Raw genomic sequence first — 22293 nt, 5'->3', positions numbered from 1 at the left:
AACAAAAAAGCCTGCCTGAAACATCATTCAGGCAGGCTTTTATCAGAGCATTGTGAAGGACTGATTAGCCTTCAATCTCCTCACGCAGCATTTCCAGTTCAAGCCATTCTTCTTCATGGGCTTCATTTTCACTGCGTTTCTTTTCAATCTCAGCAGCGATCTTGGCAAACTGCGCAGGGTCTTTGGTATAGAGCGCCGGATCAGCCATTTTCGCCTCAAGTGCTGTAATTTCTGCACTCAGCTTTTCCATCTTCGCCGGTAATGTTTCCAGTGCAAATTTCTGCTTGTAGGACAGTTTGCGCTTTTCATCGCGTTTTGGTGCGGGGGCAGCTTCCGCCTTGTCACTACCTGCGGGTGCGGCAGATTTTACCTGACGGCGTGCCAGCGCTGTTTCTTTGCGCTGCGCCATCATATCCGCATAACCGCCGGCATATTGCAGCCAGCGCCCGTCACCTTCCGGTGCAATCACCGATGTTACCGTGCGGTCGAGAAAATCACGGTCATGGCTCACCAGAATAACGGTGCCTGCAAAACTGGATACCAGTTCCTGCAACAGATCCAGTGTTTCCATATCCAGATCATTGGTCGGCTCATCGAGGATCAGCAGGTTGGCCGGACGCGACAGAACCCGCGCCAGCATCAGACGTGCGCGCTCACCACCGGATAATTCACGGATCGGCGTGCGTGCCTGTTCCGGCTGAAACAGAAAGTCTTTCATATAGGAGACAACATGGCGCTGCTCGCCATTCACCACCAGCGATTCACCGCGCCCGTCTGTCAGATAATGCGACAGGGTTTCATCGGGATTGAGCTCACGCTTCTGATCCAGCTCGGCAAAATCCAGATTAACACCGAGACGGATCGTGCCGGAATCCGGTTCAAGTTTACCGGTTAGCATCGACAGCAATGTGGTTTTGCCTGCACCATTTGGCCCGACAAGACCGATACGGTCACCGCGATTGACGCGGATGGAGAAATCCTTGACCAGCACACGCTCATCATAGGCTTTGCTGATCTTATCTGCTTCAATCACCAGCTTGCCGGATTCTTTCACGTCGCTGGCCTGCAGCGTTGCCACGCCTTGCGCATGGCGATGGGTGCGGAATTCATGGCGCATTGTATGCAGCTCGCCAAGGCGGCGCATATTGCGCTTGCGGCGGGCAGTCACGCCATAGCGCAACCAATGTTCTTCACGAACAATCTGACGGCCGAGTTTCTGATGATCGCGCTCTTCTTCTTCCAGAACTTTGTCGCGCCATTCTTCAAAATGCGCGAAGCCCTGTTCAATACGACGTGTCACACCGCGATCCAGCCAGATCGTGGCGCGGCTGACATTTTCCAGAAAACGACGGTCATGGGAAATCAGCACAATCGCCGAGCGGATCTGGCGCAATTCCTGTTCCAGCCATTCAATCGTTGCGAGATCAAGATGGTTGGTCGGTTCATCCAGCAGCAGCACATCCGGCTGCGGTGCAATAACCCGCGCCAGCGCTGCACGACGTGCTTCACCGCCGGAAAGCTGCTCCGGTGTTTCATCGCCGGTCAGTCCCAGATTTTCCAGAAGATAGGCCACGCGATACGGATCATCAGTCGGGCCGAGACCTGCTTCCACATAATCACGCACATTGGCAAAACCATCCATATCCGGTGCCTGTGCCAGATAGCGGATAGTCGCCGATGGATGCCGGAAAACCTCGCCGCCGGTTGGTTCAACCATACCGGCTGCAATTTTCAACAGTGTGGATTTGCCGGAGCCGTTACGCCCGACCAACGCAATCCGTTCTCCCTCACTGATCGACAGGCCTGCATCCTCCAGCAGCGGTGTGCCACCAAAAGTCAGGCTGATCTGGTCAAGTCGGAGAAGAGGAGGAGCCATGGATAATTACGCTTTAAAAAGAGAGGCCGAAGATTGTTACTGCTCATTACTGCATATTGCTGCAAACAGGAACCCTCGCGGCAAATTTCCTGAACTTGATACGAGAGCATAAAAAAACAGGCCGGAAACCGGCCTGTTTTTAAATTCAATTTTGTAACTATTAGTTACAAGGCGCTTCGTAAACGCGGCCGTAATTGTCGCGGTAGCGGCAATACTGAACGCCGTTACGGGTCTGTGCTGCACCGAGCAGCGTACCGGCAACCGCACCGATTGCAGCACCGGTCAGGGCGCCGCGGCCGTTACCGCCAATTGCGCCACCGGCAAGCGCGCCGAGTGCTGCGCCGCCCACACCGTAACCGGCGGTGCGCTGTTCGCCTGTTGTACAGGCAACAGTCGAAAACGCGAGCACTGCTGTTACTGCGATCATAGAAAGACGTGATTTCATCTAAAGTTACTCCCGTTGAGGCTACTCACCTGCCATAATCTCCTGCATTTTATAGCAAAAAGAAGACGGCAACTATCAAAACAATTTACAGGTTTTTACGTTCAGTCACATCAGATTGAATCAATGGCAGGCGATGCGACTAAAATTGCCGCCCCTCCACCTAACGTCACTGTTAAGTTTTCTTTTACCCTATTTGAAAGCGTTAAAGAAGAGCCAAACGGTACAGTCACATTATCCAGCGGCCATTCGGCGCCGGAAATTGATAATCTGGTTAATGTCTCAAAGCCCAGAATACTGAATAATGTTTCTTCCGGCAGGTCAAAACCGGTTTTCCCGCAGATCAGCGGTGTTGCTTCCTCGTGGCCGCTGGAGAGAAATATTTTTCGCCCTCTATGTGCCTGCGCTACCGCCATACTGAGATGCAGAAATGTGTGATCGGTGCGCTCGCCGCCAAAAGCGCCGGCCAAAATCACTTCTGTTGCGCCGCGCTCATAGGCTTCATGCAATGCCAGTTCGCCATCGGTCATATTTTTTGCCACGGGAAAGACCTGTCGCTCAACGTGTCCATATTGTGCAGCCAGTACCGTGTCTGTGGAATCAAAGTCACCGAGCCATAGTTCCGGTACCACGCCAAGGCCGGCCGCATGGCGCATACCGCTGTCTGCCGCCAAAACGCGTGCACCGGCAATCTGCTTTTTCAGCCGCGAAGTGACGGTCAGATCACCGCCGAGAAGAATGAGAAATTTTGACATGGTGCTGCATATCACGCTGTTTCAAAGACCGGAAGTCTGGAGCGTGTCGCGTTTAATCGTACCCACTGTGCTCGCTTCAATTTTTTTAATTGCCGCATGTTCGCAACAGCTCAAATGAAACCATTTGAGCCGGAGATGCTCTAACAATCCTCTTGCTCCTCGATGCTGTTTTATCCTATTGTCCGCTCGCTCTAACGGGGTGCCTTCGGTTTCGGAGGCTGAGAGGCCGGTCTCCGGCTAACCCGCTGAACCTGATCCGGTTTGTACCGGCGGAGGGATTAGATGCTGTCCGGCTTCCGGCGCTCAATCCTTGGATCAATTCATAACCAGAGGAGAGCCCGCGCGGCTGTTATCTCATGCTTATCAGAAATCTACTTCTCACAACCGGTCTTCTGTCCGTTTTAAGCCTCGGCGCAAGTGCAGCACAGGCTCAGGATCTGACCATCTACACCTATGACAGCTTTACATCTGACTGGGGGCCGGGGCCGAAGGTTAAAGAGAATTTTGAAAAATCCTGCGGCTGCACCGTCAATTTTGTCGCTGTTGCCGATGGTGTGGCTTTGCTCAATCGCCTGAAACTGGAAGGCAAATCCACCAAGGCCGATATTGTTCTGGGGCTTGATACCAATCTTATCAATGATGCCAAAGCCTCCGGCCTGTTTGCCCCGCACGGATTGAGCGATGTGAAAAGCAATGTGCCTGATAATTTTCAGGACGAAGTTTTCCTGCCTTATGATTACAGCTATTTCGCTGTGATCTATGACAGCGAGAAGATGAAAAATCCGCCGAAATCCATGGCAGAACTGATTGACGGCGATGCTTCTCAGAAAATCATTCTGATGGATCCGCGCACATCGACACCGGGTCTGGGCATGATGCTCTGGGTGAAAGACCTCTATGGCGACAAGGCTGGGGAACAGTGGCAGAAGCTCAGCAAGCGCGTGCTGACAGTTACACCGGGCTGGTCCGAGGGCTATGGCCTGTTTACCAAAGGCGAGGCGCCGATGGTGCTGTCCTATACGACTTCTGCCGCCTATCACATGATCTCGGATAAAACCGAGCGTTATAAAGCAGTGACTTTTAAAGAGGGTAATTATCTCCAGATTGAACTGGCCGGCCAGACGATAAACGGTGCTAAAAACCCGCGCGCTGCAGAGTTTTTGAAATTCATAACCACAGCCGGTTTTCAGGATGTTATTCCACAGACCAACTGGATGTATCCGGCCTATGACACATCTGCGCCGCTCGATGCGGCTTTTGATGCTCTGCCAAAACCGGATAAGAGCTTGCTGATTGCTTCTGAAACCGTTGCACAAAACCGCAAAGCATGGGTTGATGAGTGGCTGAAAGCTATGAGCCGCTAAGGTACAACAGTTTCTGAGCTCAACATGACTGCTTCCGCCGCATCGTGCGGCGGGGCATTTACGGAGAAATATGCAGGCCTTCCGTTTCAAAACTGTCTCAGGCTTTATCGCGTTGATGCTGCTGCTGGTGCTGACCGGCGGGGCCTTGCTGTCACTTGGCATTCAGGGGCTGCAATCCGATAGCGATGCGCTTGCTGCGTTTGACGGTTATTTGTGGAATATCACCCGCTTCACACTGCTGCAGGCGCTGTTGTCAGTTCTGCTTTCGGTGCTGTTTGCACTGCCGGTAGCCCGTGCACTCCATGCCAATACCGCATTTCGCGGCCGCAAATTACTGCTGCGCTTTTTCGCGGTGCCTTTGACATTGCCGTCCTTGGTCGCCGTCTTCGGCATTACCAGTATTTATGGGCGCAATGGTTTTATCGCGCAGGGCAGTACGGCTTTGGGTCTGCCGCTGATACCGGATATTTACGGGCTGACCGGTATTTTGCTGGCGCATGTGTTTTTTAATATGCCGCTTGCAGTACGTTTGCTGCTGGCCAGTCTCGAATCCATTCCGCAGGATTACTGGAAACTCTCGGCGCAATTAGGTATGGGCAGTTTTGCCCGTTTCCGGCTGATCGAATGGCCGGTGATTGCCCGAAATCTGAGCGGCATTGCAGGGCTGATCTTCATGCTCTGCGCCAGTTCCTTCACCATTGTTCTGACATTAGGCGGAGGCCCCCGCGCGACTACGCTGGAAGTTGCCATCTATCAGGCCTTGCATTTCGATTTTGATCTGGCGCGTGCTGTTGCTCTCACGCTTACCCAGCTGCTGCTGACTATTGGCGTGTTGTGCTTGCTGCGTCTGACCGGCAAGCCAACCGAAGAGGGGCTGTCGCTGGTCACGACCAACCGTGATTATATTCACCACGGCAGATGGTCTAAAATCTCATCGGGTATCATTATCTTCATTGCCACTTTGTTCATTGCTTTGCCGGTTTTGGGGATGGTTCTGTCCGGTCTGGGGTCTGATCTGTGGCGTTTGCTGAATGAAACCGTGGTGCAGCAGGCAATTATCACCTCGCTTTTGCTGGCTTTTGGCGCAGCCAGTCTTTGTGTGATTTTATCGCTCACGCTGGTCACCGCACGCGAATTTAGTGCTGCGCGAAATCTTAAATCGCCGCACCGGCTGCGCAGCTTTTTCACCACTGCCCTCGATAGCGGTTCCAGTCTGGTGCTGATCATTCCGCCGATTGTGATCGGTGCGGGCTGGTTCATATTGCTGCGCCAGTTCACCGATGTATTCACGCTCGCACCTTTCATGGTCATTGCGGTGAATGGTGTTATGGCTATGCCTTTTGCGGTGCGTCTGCTGCGTCCTGCATGGGACAGTGCAGCGGCACAGAATAACCGGCTTTGCACGTCGCTCGGTATCAGCGGGCTCAACCGTCTGCGTCTGATCGACTGGCCGGTCATCCGCCGTCCGCTTATCCTGAGCTTTATCTTTGCCATGGCGCTGTCTATGGGCGATCTCGGCACGATTGCTCTTTTCGGCAGCGATGCGGTGCAGACCTTGCCTTATCTTCTGTTGCAGCGCATGGGCAGCTATCGTACCAGTGACGCAGCAGGCCTTGCGCTGATCCTTGCCGCTATCTGTTTTGCACTGATGCTTATCACTGATAAAACCGGCAGCCGGATCAATTCAGGCAAATCTACTGAGCGGAATGCCTCATGACACGACATAATGCTGCAATCACCCTTGATAATGTTCGTTTCTCCTATGGAGCGACAGACATGCTGTTCAACCTGCATTTAAAGGCCGGTGAAACCGGTGTGATTGTGGGGCCAAGCGGTTCCGGCAAGTCGACACTGCTCAATCTGGTTGCCGGATTTGAAGCACCGTTATCCGGCCATATTCTGATCGGTGACGAGGAAATCAGCACTGAGGCCCCAGCCGGACGGCCGGTTACGATGGTGTTTCAGGAGAATAATCTGTTTGCGCATCTTGATGTGCGCGCCAATGTCAGCCTTGGCCGGTCACCTGCGCTCAAACTGAATGAGGCGGATCATCTTGCGGTGCAGAATGCCATTGACCGTGTGGAGCTGACCGGCAAAGAAAACCGCAAACCGGAAGCGCTTTCCGGTGGTGAGAGGCAGCGTGTTGCGATTGCCCGCGCATTGGTGCGTGACAAGCCTGTTTTGCTGCTGGACGAGGCTTTTGCTTCTCTCGGCCCCGCCTTGCGACAGCAAATGCTGGATCTGATCCGTGAATTGCAACAGGAAACCGGTATAACCATTCTGATGGTGACGCATACGCCGGAAGATGCACTGCGTTTCGATTCAACGCTGTTTTTTCTCAAAGACGGGCAAATCAGAGAGCAGGGTGATGCAGCCATGATGCTCTCGCCCTCCGGCCCTCAGCCCGTGCGTGACTATATGGGCATGTCAGAACATAAAACATCCTGATTACAATATGATAATCAGATTATCATAGCGAATGACGTGATATTGACACAAAGCATGCGCAGTTAAATGCTCGACTTGAGCCGTCGGCTATGCGGCTGTTCAGGCGATCCGGAGCGGGTGCATTACGATCATTTAATGCGACCGGCTCTGGTTAAACAGAGAAGCAGCCTATATCTACTAATGATGCAATAGCTGACAATTTGTGAAATACCGCAAAAATCATTTCACTTCTATTCAGAAGAGCATTGTTTATATTGCGGGCAATTCGCTTGCAGACGAGCAGACAGAATCGCTGAACAGGCCGTGCAACCGGCACCGCCAAATCAGCTTTGAAGTAAACGGGGACACGACACTGGATATGCTTTTAAGGGCAGCACGGTTTTCCGCAGCGGAAAAGCCCTCTATTTCTCCAGTTTTCAAACGATCAGCCGCTATTGGTCTGGTCGCGCTTTTATCTGCCTGCCGTACTGTAGATTTCAGTGATCCCGATGTGATTGGCCCGTCGTCCAATCCGGTTACGGTTGCCAATGTCAGCAAGAATGACAAGCTGGCACAGCTTGGCGCGCAGCAGCATCCGCGTATTCTCGCCACCTATGGCGGGGAATATAAAGATGCCAAGCTTGAGCGCATGGTTGCAAAGATCGTCGGCAATCTCACAACGGTTTCTGACAATCCTGACCAGACATACCGCATTACAATTCTCAACAGCCCGAATATCAATGCTTTTGCGCTGCCCGGCGGTTATCTCTATGTGACCCGCGGTTTGCTGGCACTTGCCAATGATTCATCTGAAGTGGCTGCTGTAATCGCCCACGAAATGGGGCATGTCACGGCCAATCATGGTATTCTGCGACAGGCAAAAGAAGCTGAATCGGTACTTGCCAAACGCGTTGCCTCCGAGGTGTTGCATGATGATGCGGCCGGTCGTGAGGCGGCAATCCGCAGCAAGCTGCGCCTTGCCCAGTTCTCGCGCAATCAGGAATTACAGGCCGATGCAATCGGCATTAAAATGATCGGCGCTGCGGGTTATGATCCGTTTGCCTCGGCGCGTTTTCTGCAGTCGATGGAAGCCTATACGGGCTTCCGCTCTGTCTCCGGTGCGACCGATGCCAGCCTCGACTTTCTGGCCAGCCATCCGGCCACACCACAGCGCGTTGATCTGGCTATCGGCCATGCACGCCGCATCGGTGCACCGGGTGTCGGCACCACTGACCGCCCTTCATTCCTGAACGGAATTGACGGCCTGCTCTATGGTGACACGCCGCAGGAAGGTTTTGTGCGTGAGCGCACCTTTATTCACCCGAAACTCGGTGTGACTTTCAGTGTTCCGCAGGGCTTTACGATTGATAATTCAGCCAGTGCCGTTATGGCCAGCGGTCCGGGTGAACTGGCTATCCGTTTTGACGGTGCAGCACTGCCACAGGGCGGTGATCTTGCAGCCTATCTGCGCAGCGGATGGGTGACAGGCCTTGATGAGCAGTCTGTGCAGACAACCACAATCAATGGTCTGCCTGCAGCCACTGCGCGTGCCAGTGCCGATAAATGGCAGTTTGAAATTGTTGTCATCGCCTCCGGTCAGAAAGTTTATCGCTTCCTCATCGCCGCACCGAAAAACAGCAATGCTTTGAGTGCCACAACACAGGCGACCACACAAAGCTTCCGCGTGCTGACACCAGCCGAGCAGGCTGCAGCGAAGCCTCTGCGCATCCGTGTGATCAGTGTGAAAGCCGGAGATACGCTCGGTTCACTGGCCAACCGGATGCAGGGGACAGATCGCAAGCTTGATCTCTTCCGCCTTCTGAATGCGCTGCCGAGCGGCGGTACGGTTTCTGCAGGCGACCGTGTGAAAATCATCAGCGAATAAGCTAAAAGCCCCGTAAGGGGCTTTTAGAGCGCCGTGTGCCAGACTTGGCACTACACAAGGTCGCTCTAACACTTTAAAATTATGCTCTAATTGCGGGGTCAGAGGGCGGTATCGCTGTCAGCTTCCGTGAGCTTCAGCATTTCATCCTGCGCTTCTTTCATCATCGGATAAACACTCAAAGCCTGCTCATAGAGCCGGAGAGCACCTTTGCGATTTCCGGTTTCGCGCAGCAAAGTTGCATAATTGATGAGAACATCAAAATTGCGCGGTTCTAAAATCATCGCCTGTCTGATGTCATTGAGGGCAGGAGCCAGCTCGTTGCGGCGCAGATGCAGGCGAGCGCGCAATTGCCAGACCGTTGCATTGTCAGGGCGCTGTGCCATCACCTCATCAATATAATCCTGCGCCTCGGCCTCGCGGGACTGGTTGAGAGCTGTTTCTGCCCAGCGCAGCATCAGATCCAGACTGTCGCTGCCGGTGCGCACAAAGCTCTGGCGCAGGCGGCTGGCTATGGCATGGGACTTCTCCGGCGTGGATGCTTTACGCAAATCCGTGAACAGCTGCTCCTGTTCTTTCCGGCGGGTTTGTGTGAGCGGCCCTGCCATTTCCACATCGGGATTTTTCGGTTTCTCTTTGGGTTTTGCCGCCGTGTTGTTGATTGGTGCCGGTGTCGGAGCTTCAGGTATGGTTACGGCAGGCGGCATGGGCTGCGGCTCTGTTTTGCCGGTAGCACTGATATCTTCTGCCGCAGCAAAGCCCGCAGCGCCCGTGATCATCAGGGCTGATATCAGAGAAACGGTGAGGGAGCTGCGTGTCTTGGTCATAGTGCTATCATAAAGCAGAAACCGGCTGATTAAAGGCATAAAAACAGCGCCGGTAAATTAATACCGGCGCTGTTAAAATTCTCTACAACTTACTGTCTGAAACAACTCTCAGAGTTGTCTCACTCAGCTTATTACCCCAAGATTAACCTTGGCGGGCTTTAAAGCGAGGAGCAGTTTTGTTGATGATGTATACGCGGCCCTTACGACGAACCAGCTGGCAGTCACGATGACGGCCTTTGAGCGCTTTAAGCGAATTCTTGATCTTCATGTTACTCACCAATGTGTTTGGCCCGAATTGGGCATATTCCTGGAACGTGTCTCATTTCATTAGAAACGCTGCGCTCGTTCCAGCTCTTTGTTTCTATACATGCCTTGTTCCCAAAACCGTTTCCCGTATTTGGGAGCATGTTTCAGAGCGAGCCAAAGAGCACGTTTGAATGGTTGAGGTGAAATAGTCAATGAATGGGTCAATTGTCAACCATTGATGCGCACGGAACCCGCAAAACGGTGTTATTTTCCGTTTTTAATGCGTGTGACATGCCCCATTTTGCGTCCCTCACGTGCTTCGGCCTTGCCATAGAGATGCAGTACCGCATCCGATTCTGCCAGAATCGCCGGAACTTTGAGCACATCATCACCGATCAGGTTTTCCATAACGCAGTCACTGTGACGTCGCGGATCACCGAGCGGCAGGCCGGCCACGGCACGGATATGCTGCTCAAACTGCGAAACAGCACAGGCCGCTTCTGTCCAGTGACCGGAATTATGGACACGCGGTGCAAATTCATTGGCAACGACAGAACCGTCCGGCAGAACGAAAAATTCAAAGCCGAGCACGCCGACATAATCCAGCGCATGAAGCAGCTTCTGTGCGGCCTCGGTGCAGGCTGCTGCGGTTTCAGAGCTGACCGATGCCGGTATGGTTGAGGTATCGAGAATGCCGTTCTTGTGAACATTTTCTGCAATGTCATAAAGGCGGACATTGCCTGCCTTGTCGCGTGCGGCAATGACAGAAACTTCACGGGTAAATTCCACAAAGCCTTCAAGAATTGCCGGAGCATTTTTAATGGCAGCAATGGCTTCCGCCGCAGCGTCATTATCGAGGCTGTTCAGGCGCACCTGACCTTTGCCGTCATAGCCGAAACGGCGGGTTTTCAGAATGCCGCGCTCGTTCAGCGCGCCAAGCGCTGCGACCAGATCCTGCACATCGTCAACCACACGCCATGGTGCGGTGGCAATACCGCTCTCATTGAGAAACTGTTTCTCGGCAACGCGGTCCTGAGAAATTTCCAAAGCCAGCGGTGGCGGGGAGACAATGTTTTTTGTTGCCAGAAATTGTGCGGCTTCTACCGGCACATTTTCAAACTCATAGGTGATAACATCGCAGGCTTCAGCCAGTTCCAGCAAGGCGGCGCGATCATCATAGGCAGCCACGATCTGGTGATTGGCGACCTGTGCGGCAGGGCAATCCGCTTGCGGTTCCAGAATAATGGTTTTGAAGCTCAGGCGCGCTGCCGCCATGGCCAGCATACGGCCAAGCTGACCGCCGCCGATAATTCCGATTGTTGATCCTGCTTGCAGCATGGCTCAGTCCTCATCTTTCGGGGCGGCAGCCACGGCATCGGTCTGGGCTTTGCGATAGGCATCCAGACGGTCTGCCAGCGGCTTGTCATGCAGTGCCAGAACTGCAGCGGCAAGCAGTGCGGCATTGGTGGCACCGGCATTGCCGATAGCTACTGTGCCGACAGGAATACCCGCAGGCATCTGGACGATGGAAAGCAGTGAGTCCTGACCCGACAGCGCTTTGGACTGTACCGGCACACCAAAAACCGGCAGCGGCGTCATGGATGCAACCATACCCGGCAGATGGGCGGCACCGCCTGCACCGGCGATAATCACATGAAAGCCCTGATCGCGTGCCGTTTTGGCAAATTCAACCATGCGATCCGGCGTGCGGTGCGCAGAAATAATACGGGCATCATAAGCAACCCCCAGCGTATCCAGTGCCTGCGCCGCATTGCGCATGGTTGGCCAGTCGGACTGGCTGCCCATAATGATGGCGACTTTCGGGGAAGTTGGTGTGTTATCTGCCATGAAATGTCCTGTCAGGTGCTGGATTTAAAAAATAAAAAATCGGTCAGGCTTCGTAAAAGTCTGCCGGTCTTTTATTTGCTGTGAGAATGTAAAGTGATCGAGTCGGTTTTGGTGCCGAACTCAGGCAATAATATCCGGAATGATTTTATCTTCCAGCTTGCTCAGCTGATCCTTGATCGCGAGTTTTTTCTTTTTCATGCGCTGAATGCTGAGCTGGTTACAACCGGTCTGCATCATCGCATTAATGGCAAGATCAAAATCCGTGTGTTCCTGGCGCAACCGTGCAACGGAGAGGCGAATTTCGGCTTGTTCCTGATCGGCCATGGCATATTCCATCTGATCTTGTCTTCACAGCGAGAACAGAACCGCAGACATCTGCATTTATCGCGCACCAATATGGGTTGCGATTTTCACAGAAGCACCGCAGGTCAGTATAATCCGCCCTTTTTCAGCTTTGCCGTAGCACAAATTTGGCAAAGTTGAAATGTGCCAAATATGAATTCGACATTAATCAAATCTCATGCAAGACTGTCATTGTTTTGTCATAGTCTGGTTCGAGGCTGGGAACTGTCACAAGCAGGTTCCTGCAGACCGAACGGGTCTTGGAGCCTGATCCGCTGACAAAATGAGAGTGACGCGTAAATATAAAGGAGAAGCAATAATGGCACTTGAATCCCATCTTGCCTCACTGGAAAAGAAGCATGATGCACTGGAAAAGGAAATTTCCGACGCCGCAGCATTGCCAGCTACTGATACGCTGACGATCGCCGATCTTAAACGCAAAAAGCTGTATCTGAAGGAACAGATAGAAAAGCTTAGGACACAAGTCACCCGACATTAATTACGCTAAACTGTAAAGCACAGTTTCAGACAGAACCGCCGGATGGGCAGGCTCTGAAAGATGAGGTGCAGGCCGGATATCAGGCCCGCACCGGATTTATTTTCTTATGCTGATGAGCGTGATTATCAGCGAAAGCAGTGCAAGTCCTGCTGCCGTCAGCAAGGTGACAGTAAAGGCAAATCCGACGGATTTTGCGGCTGCATGAACAAGCTCTTCCTGTCCCAGTGCGGTAACAAATATTGTGGCCATGACAGATGCGCCGGTCATCAGTCCCAGATTGCGCGATAAGCCCAGCAATCCGGACAAGATACCGCGCTGGTCTTCGGGTGCTGCAAGCATGATGGCTGTATTATTGGCGGCCAGAAACAGCTGAAAACACGGTGTCAGCATTATCAGCGATAAAATATATCCTGCCGTTCCGAACCTGACGGGCAGTAAGGCCATGCAGATGAGTGCAATGCTCATGACAGCCAGTCCGTAAGCCAGCGCGCGTCTTATGCCAAACCGGTCTGTAATGCGTCCGGCAGGAATACCGGCCAGCGCTGCAACAACAGGGCCGACAGCGACAACCAGTCCTGTTGTCGCTTCCCCCAGCAGCAGGCCGAATAACAAGAAGAATGGCCCGACCACCAGCATCGCCATCATCACTGAGCTGATGAGCAGGTTGGTTATCAGCGAGGCGCTGATAACAGGATTACGCAAGAGTGACAGAGGCACCAGCGGCGAAGAAGACCGGATTTCAACACACGCAAAAATTATCAGGACAACCAGAACCGCCGGAATGGTGACAGCCATATCCCAGTTCAGTCCGTTTTTATTTCCGGTCGTAATCACTGCATAGAGAAACAACACTATCGCCAGTAAGGCCGCGCCTGACAGATCCAGCGAGCGGTTGGTTTTATGATTTGGCGGTGATGCCGGTATCGCTTTGATAGCCGGAACCAGCAAGAAAAAACCGGATATTGCCAGCAGGATAAAGGCGGAACGCCAGCCAAAGACAGCAATCAGGACGCCGCCGAGTGCAGGGCCAAGCGCTGTACCGATTGCTGACATGGAACCGAGAAGCCCCATGGCGGAGCCTGTCTGTTCGCCGGAAACCATGCCTCTTATGATTGAGACCGGTAATGCCATGAGAATGGCACCGCCTATACCCTGTATCGCTCTGGCTGCGATGAGCATTGTGAGATTTGGTGCTGCGGCGCAAAGCAGCGAACTGATCGTAAAGATTATCAGTCCGGTCAGCAGGATAAAACGATGGCTGAACAGGTCGGCACAACGCCCCGCCAGCACAATCACTATTGTGACGGACAACAGGTAAATCAGCACAATCCACTGAACCGCAGATACAGGAGCATCCAGTGTTCTGCTGAGCGCCGGTAATGCGACAGCGGTGATGCTCACGGCCATGGAGGCAAGCAGCATGGAGCCTGAAAGAGTAAGGATTGCAAGGCGAGGGGAAGTGTCTGAGAGGGTGAAACGCACAGCGGTTCCTCTTGTGGCTTGTTTGAGTCGCTGTTACATTGCCACTTCAAGTCAACTTGAGGTCAAGTATGAAACTTCTTGATATAGGTGTGCTGGCGGAGAAGAGCGGAGTGTCAGCTTCCGCACTCCGTTATTATGAGGAGATCGGCCTGATTGAATCCTTCAGCCGCCATGGTTTGCGCCGTCAATATGCACCGGAAGTGCAGCAGCAGCTGGCTTTGATTTCGCTGGGGAAGATAGCGGGTTTTCCACTGTCTGAGATGAAAGGCATGTTCGGCAAAGACGGCTCGGCTGATTTGCCACGACAGGCGCTGCATCAGCGGGCAGACCAGCTGGATTTGCAGGTCCGTCAGCTGACAACACTTAGCAAAGCCCTGCGGCATGTGGCTGAATGTCCTGCAGAAACCCATACGGAATGTCCGAAATTCCGCAGGCTGATGCAGGCAGCACTTCATGCCCGTAAATAGCTATATTGGATAAAAGAGCTAACTACCCGTGTGTCAGTTCTCTGATTTTGCCGGTTCCGGTACAGGGGCGGATTTCTCTTCCTGTGCCGCCTCAGAGCGCGGATCAAGCAGCACACTTTCCTGTGTGGCAGGGCGTTCCGCAGCCATGCTCTGGAACTGCTCTTTTTCGGAAGGTAGCGGCGAGGCGCGTTTACGCGAGCGCAGAATAGCATAACCGGCAATGGCAATATGCGAGACCGCTGTCACCAGAAACAGGCCGGAAGGCCATAAATTATTCATCGCTTCCGCAGCAATCAGCGGCCCGAGCATGGTGCCGAAACCATAAAGCAGTAGCAAACCGCCGGAAACCTTGACGAAAGTTTCAGGTGTTGCGTGGTCATTGGCGTGGGCAACGGCAACCGGATAAATCGCATAAGCAAGAGAGCCGTAAAGTGCGGTCATGACCAGAATGAGTGTACCGTTGGTTGGTGCGATGGCAAAAATCAGAAAACCGATCAGGGCTGCAGAACCGGCCACGCTGGCCATGACATAGCGGCGGTCGATACGGTCGGAAAAACGTCCGACAGGGATTTGCATTAATGCACCGGCAGCAATGGTGAAGCTGACCATCAGCGCGATTGTGGTTTTATCAATACCGCTGAGCGAGCCGAAAACCGCACCGAGTGTACCCCATGCACCATTGGCAATGCCGATCAGAATAACACTGACAAAGGCAACCGGAGAATTGGAATAAAGCTTTTTCAGATCAAGTTGGACTTCGGTCAGCGGGCGCGGCGAAGATGCTTTGGAAGCTGCGGTTGGCAGCAGCGCAAGGCAGAAGAAGATTGCGGCAATCATAAACAGCGAACTGCCTTCGACATCGCCGGTAATCACCAGCATCTGGCCGGTCATGACGGCACCGTAGTTGACCATCATATAGAGGCCGAAAATTTTACCGCGTGTTTCATTGGTGGCTTTTTCATTCAGCCAGCTCTCAATCACCATGAAAATACCGGCCATCGCAAAACCGGTAATGGCGCGCAGAACCACCCAGATTGAAGCGTCAACCATCAGGCCGGTCAGCAAAACCACAATTGCCGCAGTGGATGCGAAAAAGCCGAAAGCACGCACATGTCCGGCACGGCGCACCAGACGCGGCGCAAAAATACAGCCAGCAACAAAACCGCCCGCCCATGTTGTACCGATCAGACCCAGAGCCGTAACCGAGAAACCTTCCACATTTCCGCGCAGTGGCAATAAAAGACCGTGCAGACCTGAACCGATCAGCAGAAAAGCGGTGCCGCAAAGCAGTGCGAAAATCTGGACATAGGAACGGAACACGCATAATCCTTTATTCTATTGCAGGCTGTTTTACAGTTTTCTGATCTTGAAACCTGTTCGCCTGAAACTGCAAGGTGAAATTGCCGCTTCGGACAGATTGAGTGTAACCATGCTGACCTATCACTTGGAAGAGTGCAAGGCTTTGTATTGATGAGATATTGTGTCAGGTAAAATTAAAAGAACCTCCGCCTGTTTGAGAGCAGAGGTTCTGAAACTTGGTACATCCGGAAATAGCAAAGGCTTACAGGCGAAACAGAGCCTCTGCGGCCGCACGGCTGTTGTTTCTGTCATTGCGATCGGTTTCGAGACGGCGGATTTCCGCTTTAAGCAGAGCAATACGGTTGTCGATTTCAGCCGCTGAAAGCAGGGTCACATCCTCACCGATATGGTGATTATAGGTTGTTGTCTCCTGCGCATTATCATCAAAGAACATGGCGTTTTCCTCACTTCCTGCTGCAGCCTGTCCACGGCAGCTTTCAATATGGTTCGCAATATTCGTGACCTGTTTGCCTTTAAATTCAGGGCGGGCAGGCCACATAAGTTTTCAGCATCTCATAAACCTGCATCATTAGCGATATGATTTTTATGGATTGCATTTTTTCAGCATAATATGGCTAGTGGATTGAATTTGCCGTTTGAACTTCCGTCGACACAAATGTTGTTTCAAACGGCAAATTCGAAAAATCCACTAGCATTATTTAGTTGCTAGTGGTCTTTTTGATTGCGACATTTGCTCTGCGCCTGTCACGAACGGGCGCAAATGTCGTAATCTGACCACTAGATCAGGGAAAGCGCTTTGGGCGGACCAGAGAATTTAAGGAGCGGATATGACAACGGAACTTGCTTCCCAGATGATGGCAATTGCGATTGAACAGGCCGGTGCGCCATCGGTACTGAAACCAGTCAAGCGTGCCGTGCCGCATCCGGGTAAAGGCGAAATTCTGATCCGTGTGAAAGCTGCCGGTGTGAACCGTCCTGATGTGCTGCAACGACAGGGGCATTATCCGCCGCCAGCCGGTGCTTCAGATTTGCCGGGGCTGGAAGTGGCCGGTGATGTGGTGGCTATTGGCACAGATGTGCAGCGTTATAAGGTCGGCGATGCGGTGACTGCCCTTTTGGCAGGCGGCGGTTATGCTGAATATGCCGTGGTTTGTGAAGGTAATGCACTGCCGCTGCCTTCCGGTTATGGTTATGTGGAAGCGGCGGCTCTGCCGGAAACACTTTTTACCGTCTGGCACAATGTGGTGCAGCGCGGGCAGTTGCAGGCCGGCGAGACATTGCTGATTCACGGCGGCAGTTCCGGTATCGGCACAACGGCAATTCAGCTTGGCAAGGCACTGGGTGCCAAAGTGATCGTAACAGCAGGCTCTGCGGAAAAATGCTCCGCCTGTCTGAAGATCGGGGCGGATGTTGCGATTAATTATCGTGAGCAGGATTTTGTCGAGCAGGTGAAAGCTACCACCAATAACAAGGGTGCAGATGTTATTCTTGATATGGTTGGCGGTGATTATGTTGACCGTAATTATGATGCGGCGGCGGTTGAAGGGCGCATTGTACAGATCGCTTTTCTCGGTGGTGCCAAGGCGAAAGCCAATTTTGCCAAGCTGATGACCAAGCGTCTGACCCATACCGGTTCGACCCTGCGTGCGCGTGATGTGGCTTTCAAAGCGCAGATTGCAGCGGAACTGGAATCAAAGGTCTGGCCGTTGCTCGCCAGCCGCACGATTTCTCCGGTGATGGATATGATTTATCCGCTAAAAGATGCATGGCGTGCCCATGAACGTATGGAAGAGGGCAATCATATCGGTAAAATCGTCCTCGACGTCGGTTGATATTTCGCCTCTGGCGGCCTGCAAATGGCGTTTTTCTGTGAGTCCGGTGCTCATGTACTGGAGCGGTTCCGGTTTAAAAGGAATCGTTGGAACCGCTTTGTTTTTTGTTTTGTCGCATTGTCCTACGCAAAACCGCTATGCACTTTTGCTGGAAATGCTCAATGCTACACTCCGCTCCGGTTCTCAAAAAACACCATTTTCGGCACGCCATAACCGAAATCTCCCTGCAAACAGGGGGAGTGAGTTGCAAATGCGCTGAATTCCTGTGCAGGGTTTTCTTGCTCATTGTGTAAAATTTGGTTATAGAGGGAACGAATTCCCGGAAATTGTGGTTTACCCCACGTCCCGCGCTACCGGAGCGGGCGAACGAGAGGATTATATCTTATGGCCACTCAGCTTCTTATGCCTAAGGCAACAGCCGTATGGCTTGTCGATAATACTGCTCTGTCTTTTGACCAGATTGCAACTTTCTGCAAACTGCATGTGCTTGAAGTGAAAGCGATTGCGGATGGTGAAGCTGCACAGGGTATCAAGGGTCTTGATCCGGTCATCACCGGCCAGCTTTCCCGTGAAGAAATCGCACGGGCTGAGAAAGACATTAATTACCGTCTGAAACTGTCCGAACCAAAAGTGCGTGTACCGGAAGCCAAACGTAAAGGCCCGCGTTATACGCCTTTGTCCAAGCGTCAGGATCGTCCGAATGCGATTCTCTGGCTGGTGCGTAACCATCCGGAACTGAAAGATGCCCAGATTTCCCGTCTGATCGGCACCACCAAATCCACCATCGAACAGATTCGTGATCGCACTCACTGGAACTCGGCTAACCTTCAGCCGATGGATCCGGTAACACTGGGTCTCTGCTCGCAGATTGATCTGGATATCGAAGTTGACCGCGCAGCGCGCAATCGTCCGATTGAGCCGGAATCCGGTGATACATTGCTGCCGGCATCGGCAACAGAAAATCTGGATTACAGCCGCAATGACGAATCGGATGAGCTGGATGCGGATAAAGTCTTCGCCAAGCTTTCTTCGATGAAGAGCGCACCGGAAGACGAAGAAGACGATCTGTAAGATCAGCTTGTGCTATAGTTTTGAAAAGCCGCCGGATCATCTCCGGCGGCTTTTTTTGTATCTGATAATTGTCAGGCCGCAGGTTTTGTTGCTTCGGAGCAGGTGCCGATGCCACGTTGATGAAGGCAGTCACGGATATCATCCAGTGTCTGCGGATCTTCAATCGTGGCAGGCATTTTCCATGGCTCGTGATCGGCGATTTTCTGCATGGTGGAGCGCAGAATTTTGCCGGAGCGGGTTTTGGGTAATTTATTGACTGTCAGAACTGTGCGCAGCGCGGCAACAGGCCCGATCTGATCGCGTACCCGTTCCACACATTCTGCTTCAATCTCACTATGGGCTTGCGTCACACCGGCCTTGAGCACGATGAAGCCGCAAGGGATTTGTCCTTTGAGCTTATCGGCAATGCCGATCACCGCACATTCTGCGACCTGTGGGTGACCGGCAATCACCTCTTCCATCGAGCCGGTAGACAGGCGATGTCCCGCAACATTGATGATGTCATCAGTGCGGCTCATGATGAAAATATAGCCGTCTTCATCCATGTAACCGGCATCAGCGGATTTATAATAATCTTTGAATTCATCAAGATAGGCTTCTTGGAAGCGCTGGTCGGCCTGCCATAAAGTCGGCAAACAACCGGGCGGCATTGGCAGTTTGATAACAATATTGCCGAGCTCACCGGTTTTCGCCGGATGGCCTGCATCATCCAGCACCTGCACATCATAGCCGGGCATTGGTACACAGGTGGAGCCGTGTTTGACCGGCAACATACCAAGGCCGCGCGGATTACCGGCAATCGGCCAGCCGGTTTCCGTTTGCCACCAGTGGTCAATCACAGGGCGGTTGAGCATCTGCTCTGCCCATTCCAGCGTATTGGGATCAGCGCGTTCTCCGGCAAGATACAGTGCTTCAAGGCTGGAGAGATCATATTGATGCAGCAGCTTGCCTTCGGGGTCTTCTCGCTTAATCGCGCGCAGAGCGGTTGGTGCAGTGAACAGCACTTTCACCTTGTGCTCGGCAACCACGCGCCAGAATGTACCGGCATCGGGCGTGCCGACAGGTTTGCCTTCAAATAGCACTGTTGTGGCGCCGATCAGCAGCGGGGCATAGACAATATAGGAATGGCCTACCACCCAGCCGATATCTGATGCTGTCCAGAAAATATCACCTGCATGAATGCCATAAAGTGCACCCATCGACCAGGCGAGCGCAACCATATAGCCGCCATTATCGCGCACAACGCCCTTGGGCTTCCCTGTGGTACCGGAAGTGTAGAGAATATAAAGCGGATCGGTTGAGGCAACGGATGCACAAGGCACATCACGTCCTGCTGTCTGCTCACAAAGCTCTCTAAAGTCGTGATCGCGGCCTGTGATGAGGTCACAACGGCATTGTTCGCGCTGATGGATCAGGCAATGCTTTACCTGATGTTTGGCTGTGGTGATCGCTTTGTCGAGCAGCGGTTTGTAGCTGACTGTCTTATTGGCTTCCAGCCCGCAGGAGCTGGCGATAATCAGGGCAGGGGTGGCATCATCAATACGTGCTGCCAACTCGTCAGCGGAAAAGCCGCCAAAGACTACAGAATGAATTGCACCAAGGCGGGCGCAAGCCATCATTGCAAACAGCGCCTGTGGCACCATCGGCATATAAATCAGCACCCGATCGCCTTTTTGAATGCCGAAATCCTGCATCACGGCACTAAGCCGCATCACCTGTTCCAGAGTCTCGCTATAGGTGAAACGAGCCTTCTGGCCGCTGACAGGACTGTCATAGAGAATGGCAGGAACATCACCACGACCGGCCTCGATATGACGGTCGAGCATATTGTAGCAGGTGTTGCATTCAGCGCCTGCAAACCACCGTCCGTAAGGGCCTTGTTCAGGGTCAAAGATTTTTGTCGCTGGTTTATACCAGTCAATGAGTGCAGATGCCTTGCCCCAGAAAGTTTGGGGATCATTTTTCCATGCCTGATAAATTTCGGGATAAGCCGAAGTCATGTATTCCTCCCATTGCAATGCAAGCTGTGCTTGCACCTCTCAGGCGCAGAATAACTTTCACCGGATCTTTGTGCGGTTTTGAAAAATATAAACTACGCCATTCTCCTCAGCCGATATTAATCCACACTGTTAAAGTGACGTCCATTCGACTAAAGAGGGGGCAAGATACAAGTCAGGCCGCAATAATATTCAGAGGATGCGCAATGGCAAAGATTGCACCGGTTTTATTGCTGATCCTGATGGGATTACATCTGCTTAAGCCATTGGGACTGCCGGGGTTGAAGCGGCGCAGTGATTTTTGGAAAATCGCCGTTGCGGCCATTGCCGTGATGATGATTACAGTCTTGCTGCAGGCTCATACCGGTTATTAAAGGTCAGATATAAAAAAAGCCCGCGTTAAACGCGGGCTTTTACATTTAATAAGAAAGCTGGTTAAGCATTCTTTTCCTGTGCTTCAGTCCATGCACCGGTCGCGGCAAGGCCGTTCATGCGGGCGCGGTGGGTGAAGGCAGCCTGTGCTGCAGGAACGTTTTCGTCTTTACCGCCCCATGCCTTGATGGCAGCAGCCTGCAGAGCGCGGCCATAGGAGAAGGTCAGGTTCCAAGGCATATCATAACCGGCATTCATTGCGGAGAGATGTGCAGTTGCTTCAACATCCGACTGACCGCCGGAGAGGAATGCAATACCAGGAACTGCGGAAGGAACATTGGCTTTGAGTACGCGAACGGTGAGTTCAGCAACCTGTTCAACAGAAGCCTTACGGGCGTTCTTACCGTCGATAACCATGTTTGGCTTGAGGATCATACCTTCGAGCTTAACGCGGGCATCATAGAGTTCGTTGAAAACGGTTTTCAGAACCAGATCGGTCACTTCGTAGCAACGTTCAACGGAATGGTTGCCCGGTACGCCGTCCATCAGGATTTCCGGCTCAACGATCGGCACGATACCGGCTTCCTGACACAGAGCTGCATAGCGAGCCAGTGCCTGTGCATTCTGGCGAACTGCGCTCCATGTTGGCAGAGTATCGGAGATTGCGATAACACCGCGCCATTTGGCAAAACGTGCGCCGAGTTCGTAATATTCGTTCAGGCGTTCACGCAGGCCATCAAGACCTTCGGTGATGGTTTCGTCAGCAAAACCGGCCAGAGACTTGGCACCGGCATCAACCTTGATACCTGGGATAGAGCCGGCTGCTTTGATGAGGTCTGCAAGACGAGTGCCGTCACGGGCGCTCTGACGCAGGGTTTCATCATAAAGAATAACGCCGGAGATGTAGTTCTTCATCGCATCATCTGCGCGGAACAGCATTTCGCGGTAATCGCGGCGCGCATCTTCTGTCGAAGTCAGATTGATGTTGTCAAAGCGCTTCTTAATTGTACCGGAGCTTTCATCGGCGGCAAGAATGCCTTTGCCTTTTGCTACCATGGCAACTGCAATATCTTCGAGACGTTCGCTCATAAAAAACTCCGTGTTAAGAAGGGCGTTGGAAATTGGTACCCAGCCGATAGCAGATGTGCCGGATAAAACAAATACTGTGCCAAGCACTTGAACCGATTGAATTAATTTTAACCGATTAAGTTCGGACAAGTTTTCTTAAAACTGGTTAAAATTAC

The 22293-nt window shown here is 52.6% G+C and carries 22 protein-coding genes and 1 riboswitch; of the genes, 9 read left to right on the top strand and 13 right to left on the bottom strand.

From position 1 onward, the window contains the following. Nucleotides 1–64: 64 nt before the first annotated feature. The 3 genes from JNC80_RS14055 to JNC80_RS14045 all read right to left on the bottom strand — a co-directional run bounded on the left by JNC80_RS14055 (nt 65) and on the right by JNC80_RS14045 (nt 3073). Complete coding sequence (locus JNC80_RS14055; RefSeq protein ID WP_376710651.1) at nt 65–1876, bottom strand: ABC-F family ATP-binding cassette domain-containing protein; 1812 nt, start codon at nt 1874–1876, stop codon at nt 65–67. 160 nt (nt 1877–2036) lie between these two features. After that, a complete protein-coding gene (locus JNC80_RS14050; RefSeq protein WP_075657278.1) occupies nt 2037–2321 on the bottom strand; it encodes a YMGG-like glycine zipper-containing protein in 285 nt (94 codons plus the stop codon). Nucleotides 2322–2431: 110 nt separating this feature from the next. Continuing rightward, the gene (locus tag JNC80_RS14045) at nt 2432–3073 is read right to left on the bottom strand and encodes a thiamine diphosphokinase (RefSeq protein ID WP_376710650.1); all 642 of its coding nucleotides are present in this window, start codon (nt 3071–3073) and stop codon (nt 2432–2434) included. Between the two features lie 185 nt (nt 3074–3258). Beyond that, a riboswitch (TPP riboswitch) is annotated at nt 3259–3368 on the top strand. Nucleotides 3369–3429: 61 nt separating this feature from the next. On the opposite strand from JNC80_RS14045, the gene thiB reads away from it, so the two are divergent. The 4 genes from thiB (at nt 3430) to JNC80_RS14025 (ending at nt 8749) form a co-directional block, all read left to right on the top strand. After that, nucleotides 3430–4437, top strand: coding sequence for a thiamine ABC transporter substrate binding subunit (thiB, locus tag JNC80_RS14040; RefSeq protein ID WP_376710649.1), 1008 nt, complete (start codon nt 3430–3432; stop codon nt 4435–4437). Between the two features lie 70 nt (nt 4438–4507). Then, nucleotides 4508–6154, top strand: a complete 1647-nt coding sequence (gene thiP / locus JNC80_RS14035) for a thiamine/thiamine pyrophosphate ABC transporter permease (protein WP_376710648.1) — start codon at nt 4508–4510, stop codon at nt 6152–6154. Beyond that, nucleotides 6151–6885 (top strand): thiamine ABC transporter ATP-binding protein, encoded by a 735-nt coding sequence (locus tag JNC80_RS14030; protein WP_376710647.1) that lies wholly within the window; start codon nt 6151–6153, stop codon nt 6883–6885. Before thiP ends, JNC80_RS14030 begins: the two co-directional genes overlap by 4 nt. 358 nt (nt 6886–7243) lie before the next feature. Further along, nucleotides 7244–8749: a M48 family metalloprotease gene (locus tag JNC80_RS14025; RefSeq protein WP_051138948.1), complete on the top strand. Its 1506-nt coding sequence runs from the start codon at nt 7244–7246 to the stop codon at nt 8747–8749. A 98-nt stretch (nt 8750–8847) separates the two neighbouring features. Here the strand turns inward: JNC80_RS14025 and JNC80_RS14020 are convergent, their stop codons facing one another. From JNC80_RS14020 to JNC80_RS14000, 5 genes are all read right to left on the bottom strand, one after another. Further along, nucleotides 8848–9573, bottom strand: a complete 726-nt coding sequence (locus JNC80_RS14020) for a hypothetical protein (RefSeq protein WP_376710646.1) — start codon at nt 9571–9573, stop codon at nt 8848–8850. A 142-nt stretch (nt 9574–9715) separates the two neighbouring features. Further along, entirely contained in the window at nt 9716–9841 is a 126-nt protein-coding gene (gene ykgO, locus JNC80_RS14015; protein ID WP_075657282.1) for a type B 50S ribosomal protein L36, read from the bottom strand. Between the two features lie 242 nt (nt 9842–10083). Then, on the bottom strand, nt 10084–11157 hold the full coding sequence (locus JNC80_RS14010; protein WP_075657283.1) for a 5-(carboxyamino)imidazole ribonucleotide synthase: 1074 nt from the start codon (nt 11155–11157) through the stop codon (nt 10084–10086). A gap of 3 nt (nt 11158–11160) precedes the next feature. Further along, nucleotides 11161–11667 (bottom strand): 5-(carboxyamino)imidazole ribonucleotide mutase, encoded by a 507-nt coding sequence (gene purE, locus JNC80_RS14005; RefSeq protein WP_075657284.1) that lies wholly within the window; start codon nt 11665–11667, stop codon nt 11161–11163. Between the two features lie 120 nt (nt 11668–11787). Beyond that, nucleotides 11788–11991 (bottom strand): YdcH family protein, encoded by a 204-nt coding sequence (locus tag JNC80_RS14000; RefSeq protein ID WP_033315775.1) that lies wholly within the window; start codon nt 11989–11991, stop codon nt 11788–11790. Nucleotides 11992–12325: 334 nt separating this feature from the next. On the opposite strand from JNC80_RS14000, the gene JNC80_RS13995 reads away from it, so the two are divergent. Then, complete coding sequence (locus JNC80_RS13995) at nt 12326–12508, top strand: YdcH family protein (RefSeq protein ID WP_028233180.1); 183 nt, start codon at nt 12326–12328, stop codon at nt 12506–12508. Nucleotides 12509–12604: 96 nt separating this feature from the next. Here the strand turns inward: JNC80_RS13995 and JNC80_RS13990 are convergent, their stop codons facing one another. Further along, entirely contained in the window at nt 12605–13990 is a 1386-nt protein-coding gene (locus JNC80_RS13990; protein ID WP_376710645.1) for an MFS transporter, read from the bottom strand. Between the two features lie 68 nt (nt 13991–14058). Between JNC80_RS13990 and JNC80_RS13985 the strand changes: the two genes are divergently transcribed. Next, nucleotides 14059–14457 carry a helix-turn-helix domain-containing protein gene (locus JNC80_RS13985; protein WP_376710644.1) on the top strand — a complete coding sequence of 133 codons (399 nt, stop codon included), beginning with the start codon at nt 14059–14061 and terminating at the stop codon, nt 14455–14457. Nucleotides 14458–14490: 33 nt separating this feature from the next. Here the strand turns inward: JNC80_RS13985 and JNC80_RS13980 are convergent, their stop codons facing one another. Further along, the gene (locus tag JNC80_RS13980) at nt 14491–15777 is read right to left on the bottom strand and encodes an MFS transporter (protein WP_075657287.1); all 1287 of its coding nucleotides are present in this window, start codon (nt 15775–15777) and stop codon (nt 14491–14493) included. Between the two features lie 241 nt (nt 15778–16018). Beyond that, on the bottom strand, nt 16019–16210 hold the full coding sequence (locus JNC80_RS13975) for a DUF1192 domain-containing protein (RefSeq protein WP_376710706.1): 192 nt from the start codon (nt 16208–16210) through the stop codon (nt 16019–16021). Between the two features lie 394 nt (nt 16211–16604). Between JNC80_RS13975 and JNC80_RS13970 the strand changes: the two genes are divergently transcribed. After that, a complete protein-coding gene (locus JNC80_RS13970) occupies nt 16605–17609 on the top strand; it encodes an NAD(P)H-quinone oxidoreductase (RefSeq protein WP_225685274.1) in 1005 nt (334 codons plus the stop codon). Nucleotides 17610–17993: 384 nt separating this feature from the next. Beyond that, the gene (locus JNC80_RS13965; protein WP_022709100.1) at nt 17994–18680 is read left to right on the top strand and encodes a DUF1013 domain-containing protein; all 687 of its coding nucleotides are present in this window, start codon (nt 17994–17996) and stop codon (nt 18678–18680) included. 71 nt (nt 18681–18751) lie between these two features. On the opposite strand, the gene JNC80_RS13960 is transcribed toward JNC80_RS13965, so the two are convergent. Beyond that, the gene (locus JNC80_RS13960; RefSeq protein WP_376710643.1) at nt 18752–20680 is read right to left on the bottom strand and encodes a propionyl-CoA synthetase; all 1929 of its coding nucleotides are present in this window, start codon (nt 20678–20680) and stop codon (nt 18752–18754) included. 203 nt (nt 20681–20883) lie between these two features. Here JNC80_RS13960 and JNC80_RS13955 point away from each other — a divergent pair, with 203 nt between their 5' ends. After that, nucleotides 20884–21051 (top strand): hypothetical protein, encoded by a 168-nt coding sequence (locus JNC80_RS13955; protein ID WP_022711757.1) that lies wholly within the window; start codon nt 20884–20886, stop codon nt 21049–21051. 61 nt (nt 21052–21112) lie between these two features. On the opposite strand, the gene JNC80_RS13950 is transcribed toward JNC80_RS13955, so the two are convergent. Continuing rightward, nucleotides 21113–22138, bottom strand: coding sequence for a class I fructose-bisphosphate aldolase (locus JNC80_RS13950; protein ID WP_376710642.1), 1026 nt, complete (start codon nt 22136–22138; stop codon nt 21113–21115). Nucleotides 22139–22293: the final 155 nt, after the last annotated feature.

Origin of the sequence: Pseudochrobactrum lubricantis (genome assembly GCF_041929865.1) — a bacterium.
GTDB lineage: Bacteria > Pseudomonadota > Alphaproteobacteria > Rhizobiales > Rhizobiaceae > Pseudochrobactrum > Pseudochrobactrum saccharolyticum.
Note: the sequence above shows the minus strand (reverse complement) of the source record. Positions and strands in the feature narration are given on the sequence as shown.

Bases quoted from the DNA above. Each gene is read 5' to 3' on its own strand.
- ykgO (WP_075657282.1), bottom strand. From the start codon at position 9,841: ATGAAGATCAAGAATTCGCTTAAAGCGCTCAAAGGCCGTCATCGTGAC.
- JNC80_RS13950 (WP_376710642.1), bottom strand. From the start codon at position 22,138: ATGAGCGAACGTCTCGAAGATATTGCAGTTGCCATGGTAGCAAAAGGC.
- JNC80_RS13985 (WP_376710644.1), top strand. From the start codon at position 14,059: ATGAAACTTCTTGATATAGGTGTGCTGGCGGAGAAGAGCGGAGTGTCA.
- JNC80_RS14000 (WP_033315775.1), bottom strand. From the start codon at position 11,991: ATGGCCGATCAGGAACAAGCCGAAATTCGCCTCTCCGTTGCACGGTTG.
- JNC80_RS14045 (WP_376710650.1), bottom strand. From the start codon at position 3,073: ATGTCAAAATTTCTCATTCTTCTCGGCGGTGATCTGACCGTCACTTCG.
- JNC80_RS14025 (WP_051138948.1), top strand. From the start codon at position 7,244: ATGCTTTTAAGGGCAGCACGGTTTTCCGCAGCGGAAAAGCCCTCTATT.
- thiP (WP_376710648.1), top strand. From the start codon at position 4,508: ATGCAGGCCTTCCGTTTCAAAACTGTCTCAGGCTTTATCGCGTTGATG.
- JNC80_RS14030 (WP_376710647.1), top strand. From the start codon at position 6,151: ATGACACGACATAATGCTGCAATCACCCTTGATAATGTTCGTTTCTCC.
- JNC80_RS13965 (WP_022709100.1), top strand. From the start codon at position 17,994: ATGGCCACTCAGCTTCTTATGCCTAAGGCAACAGCCGTATGGCTTGTC.
- thiB (WP_376710649.1), top strand. From the start codon at position 3,430: ATGCTTATCAGAAATCTACTTCTCACAACCGGTCTTCTGTCCGTTTTA.
- JNC80_RS14010 (WP_075657283.1), bottom strand. From the start codon at position 11,157: ATGCTGCAAGCAGGATCAACAATCGGAATTATCGGCGGCGGTCAGCTT.
- JNC80_RS14055 (WP_376710651.1), bottom strand. From the start codon at position 1,876: ATGGCTCCTCCTCTTCTCCGACTTGACCAGATCAGCCTGACTTTTGGT.
- JNC80_RS13970 (WP_225685274.1), top strand. From the start codon at position 16,605: ATGACAACGGAACTTGCTTCCCAGATGATGGCAATTGCGATTGAACAG.
- JNC80_RS13955 (WP_022711757.1), top strand. From the start codon at position 20,884: ATGGCAAAGATTGCACCGGTTTTATTGCTGATCCTGATGGGATTACAT.
- JNC80_RS14020 (WP_376710646.1), bottom strand. From the start codon at position 9,573: ATGACCAAGACACGCAGCTCCCTCACCGTTTCTCTGATATCAGCCCTG.
- purE (WP_075657284.1), bottom strand. From the start codon at position 11,667: ATGGCAGATAACACACCAACTTCCCCGAAAGTCGCCATCATTATGGGC.
- JNC80_RS14050 (WP_075657278.1), bottom strand. From the start codon at position 2,321: ATGAAATCACGTCTTTCTATGATCGCAGTAACAGCAGTGCTCGCGTTT.
- JNC80_RS13960 (WP_376710643.1), bottom strand. From the start codon at position 20,680: ATGACTTCGGCTTATCCCGAAATTTATCAGGCATGGAAAAATGATCCC.
- JNC80_RS13975 (WP_376710706.1), bottom strand. From the start codon at position 16,210: ATGTTCTTTGATGATAATGCGCAGGAGACAACAACCTATAATCACCAT.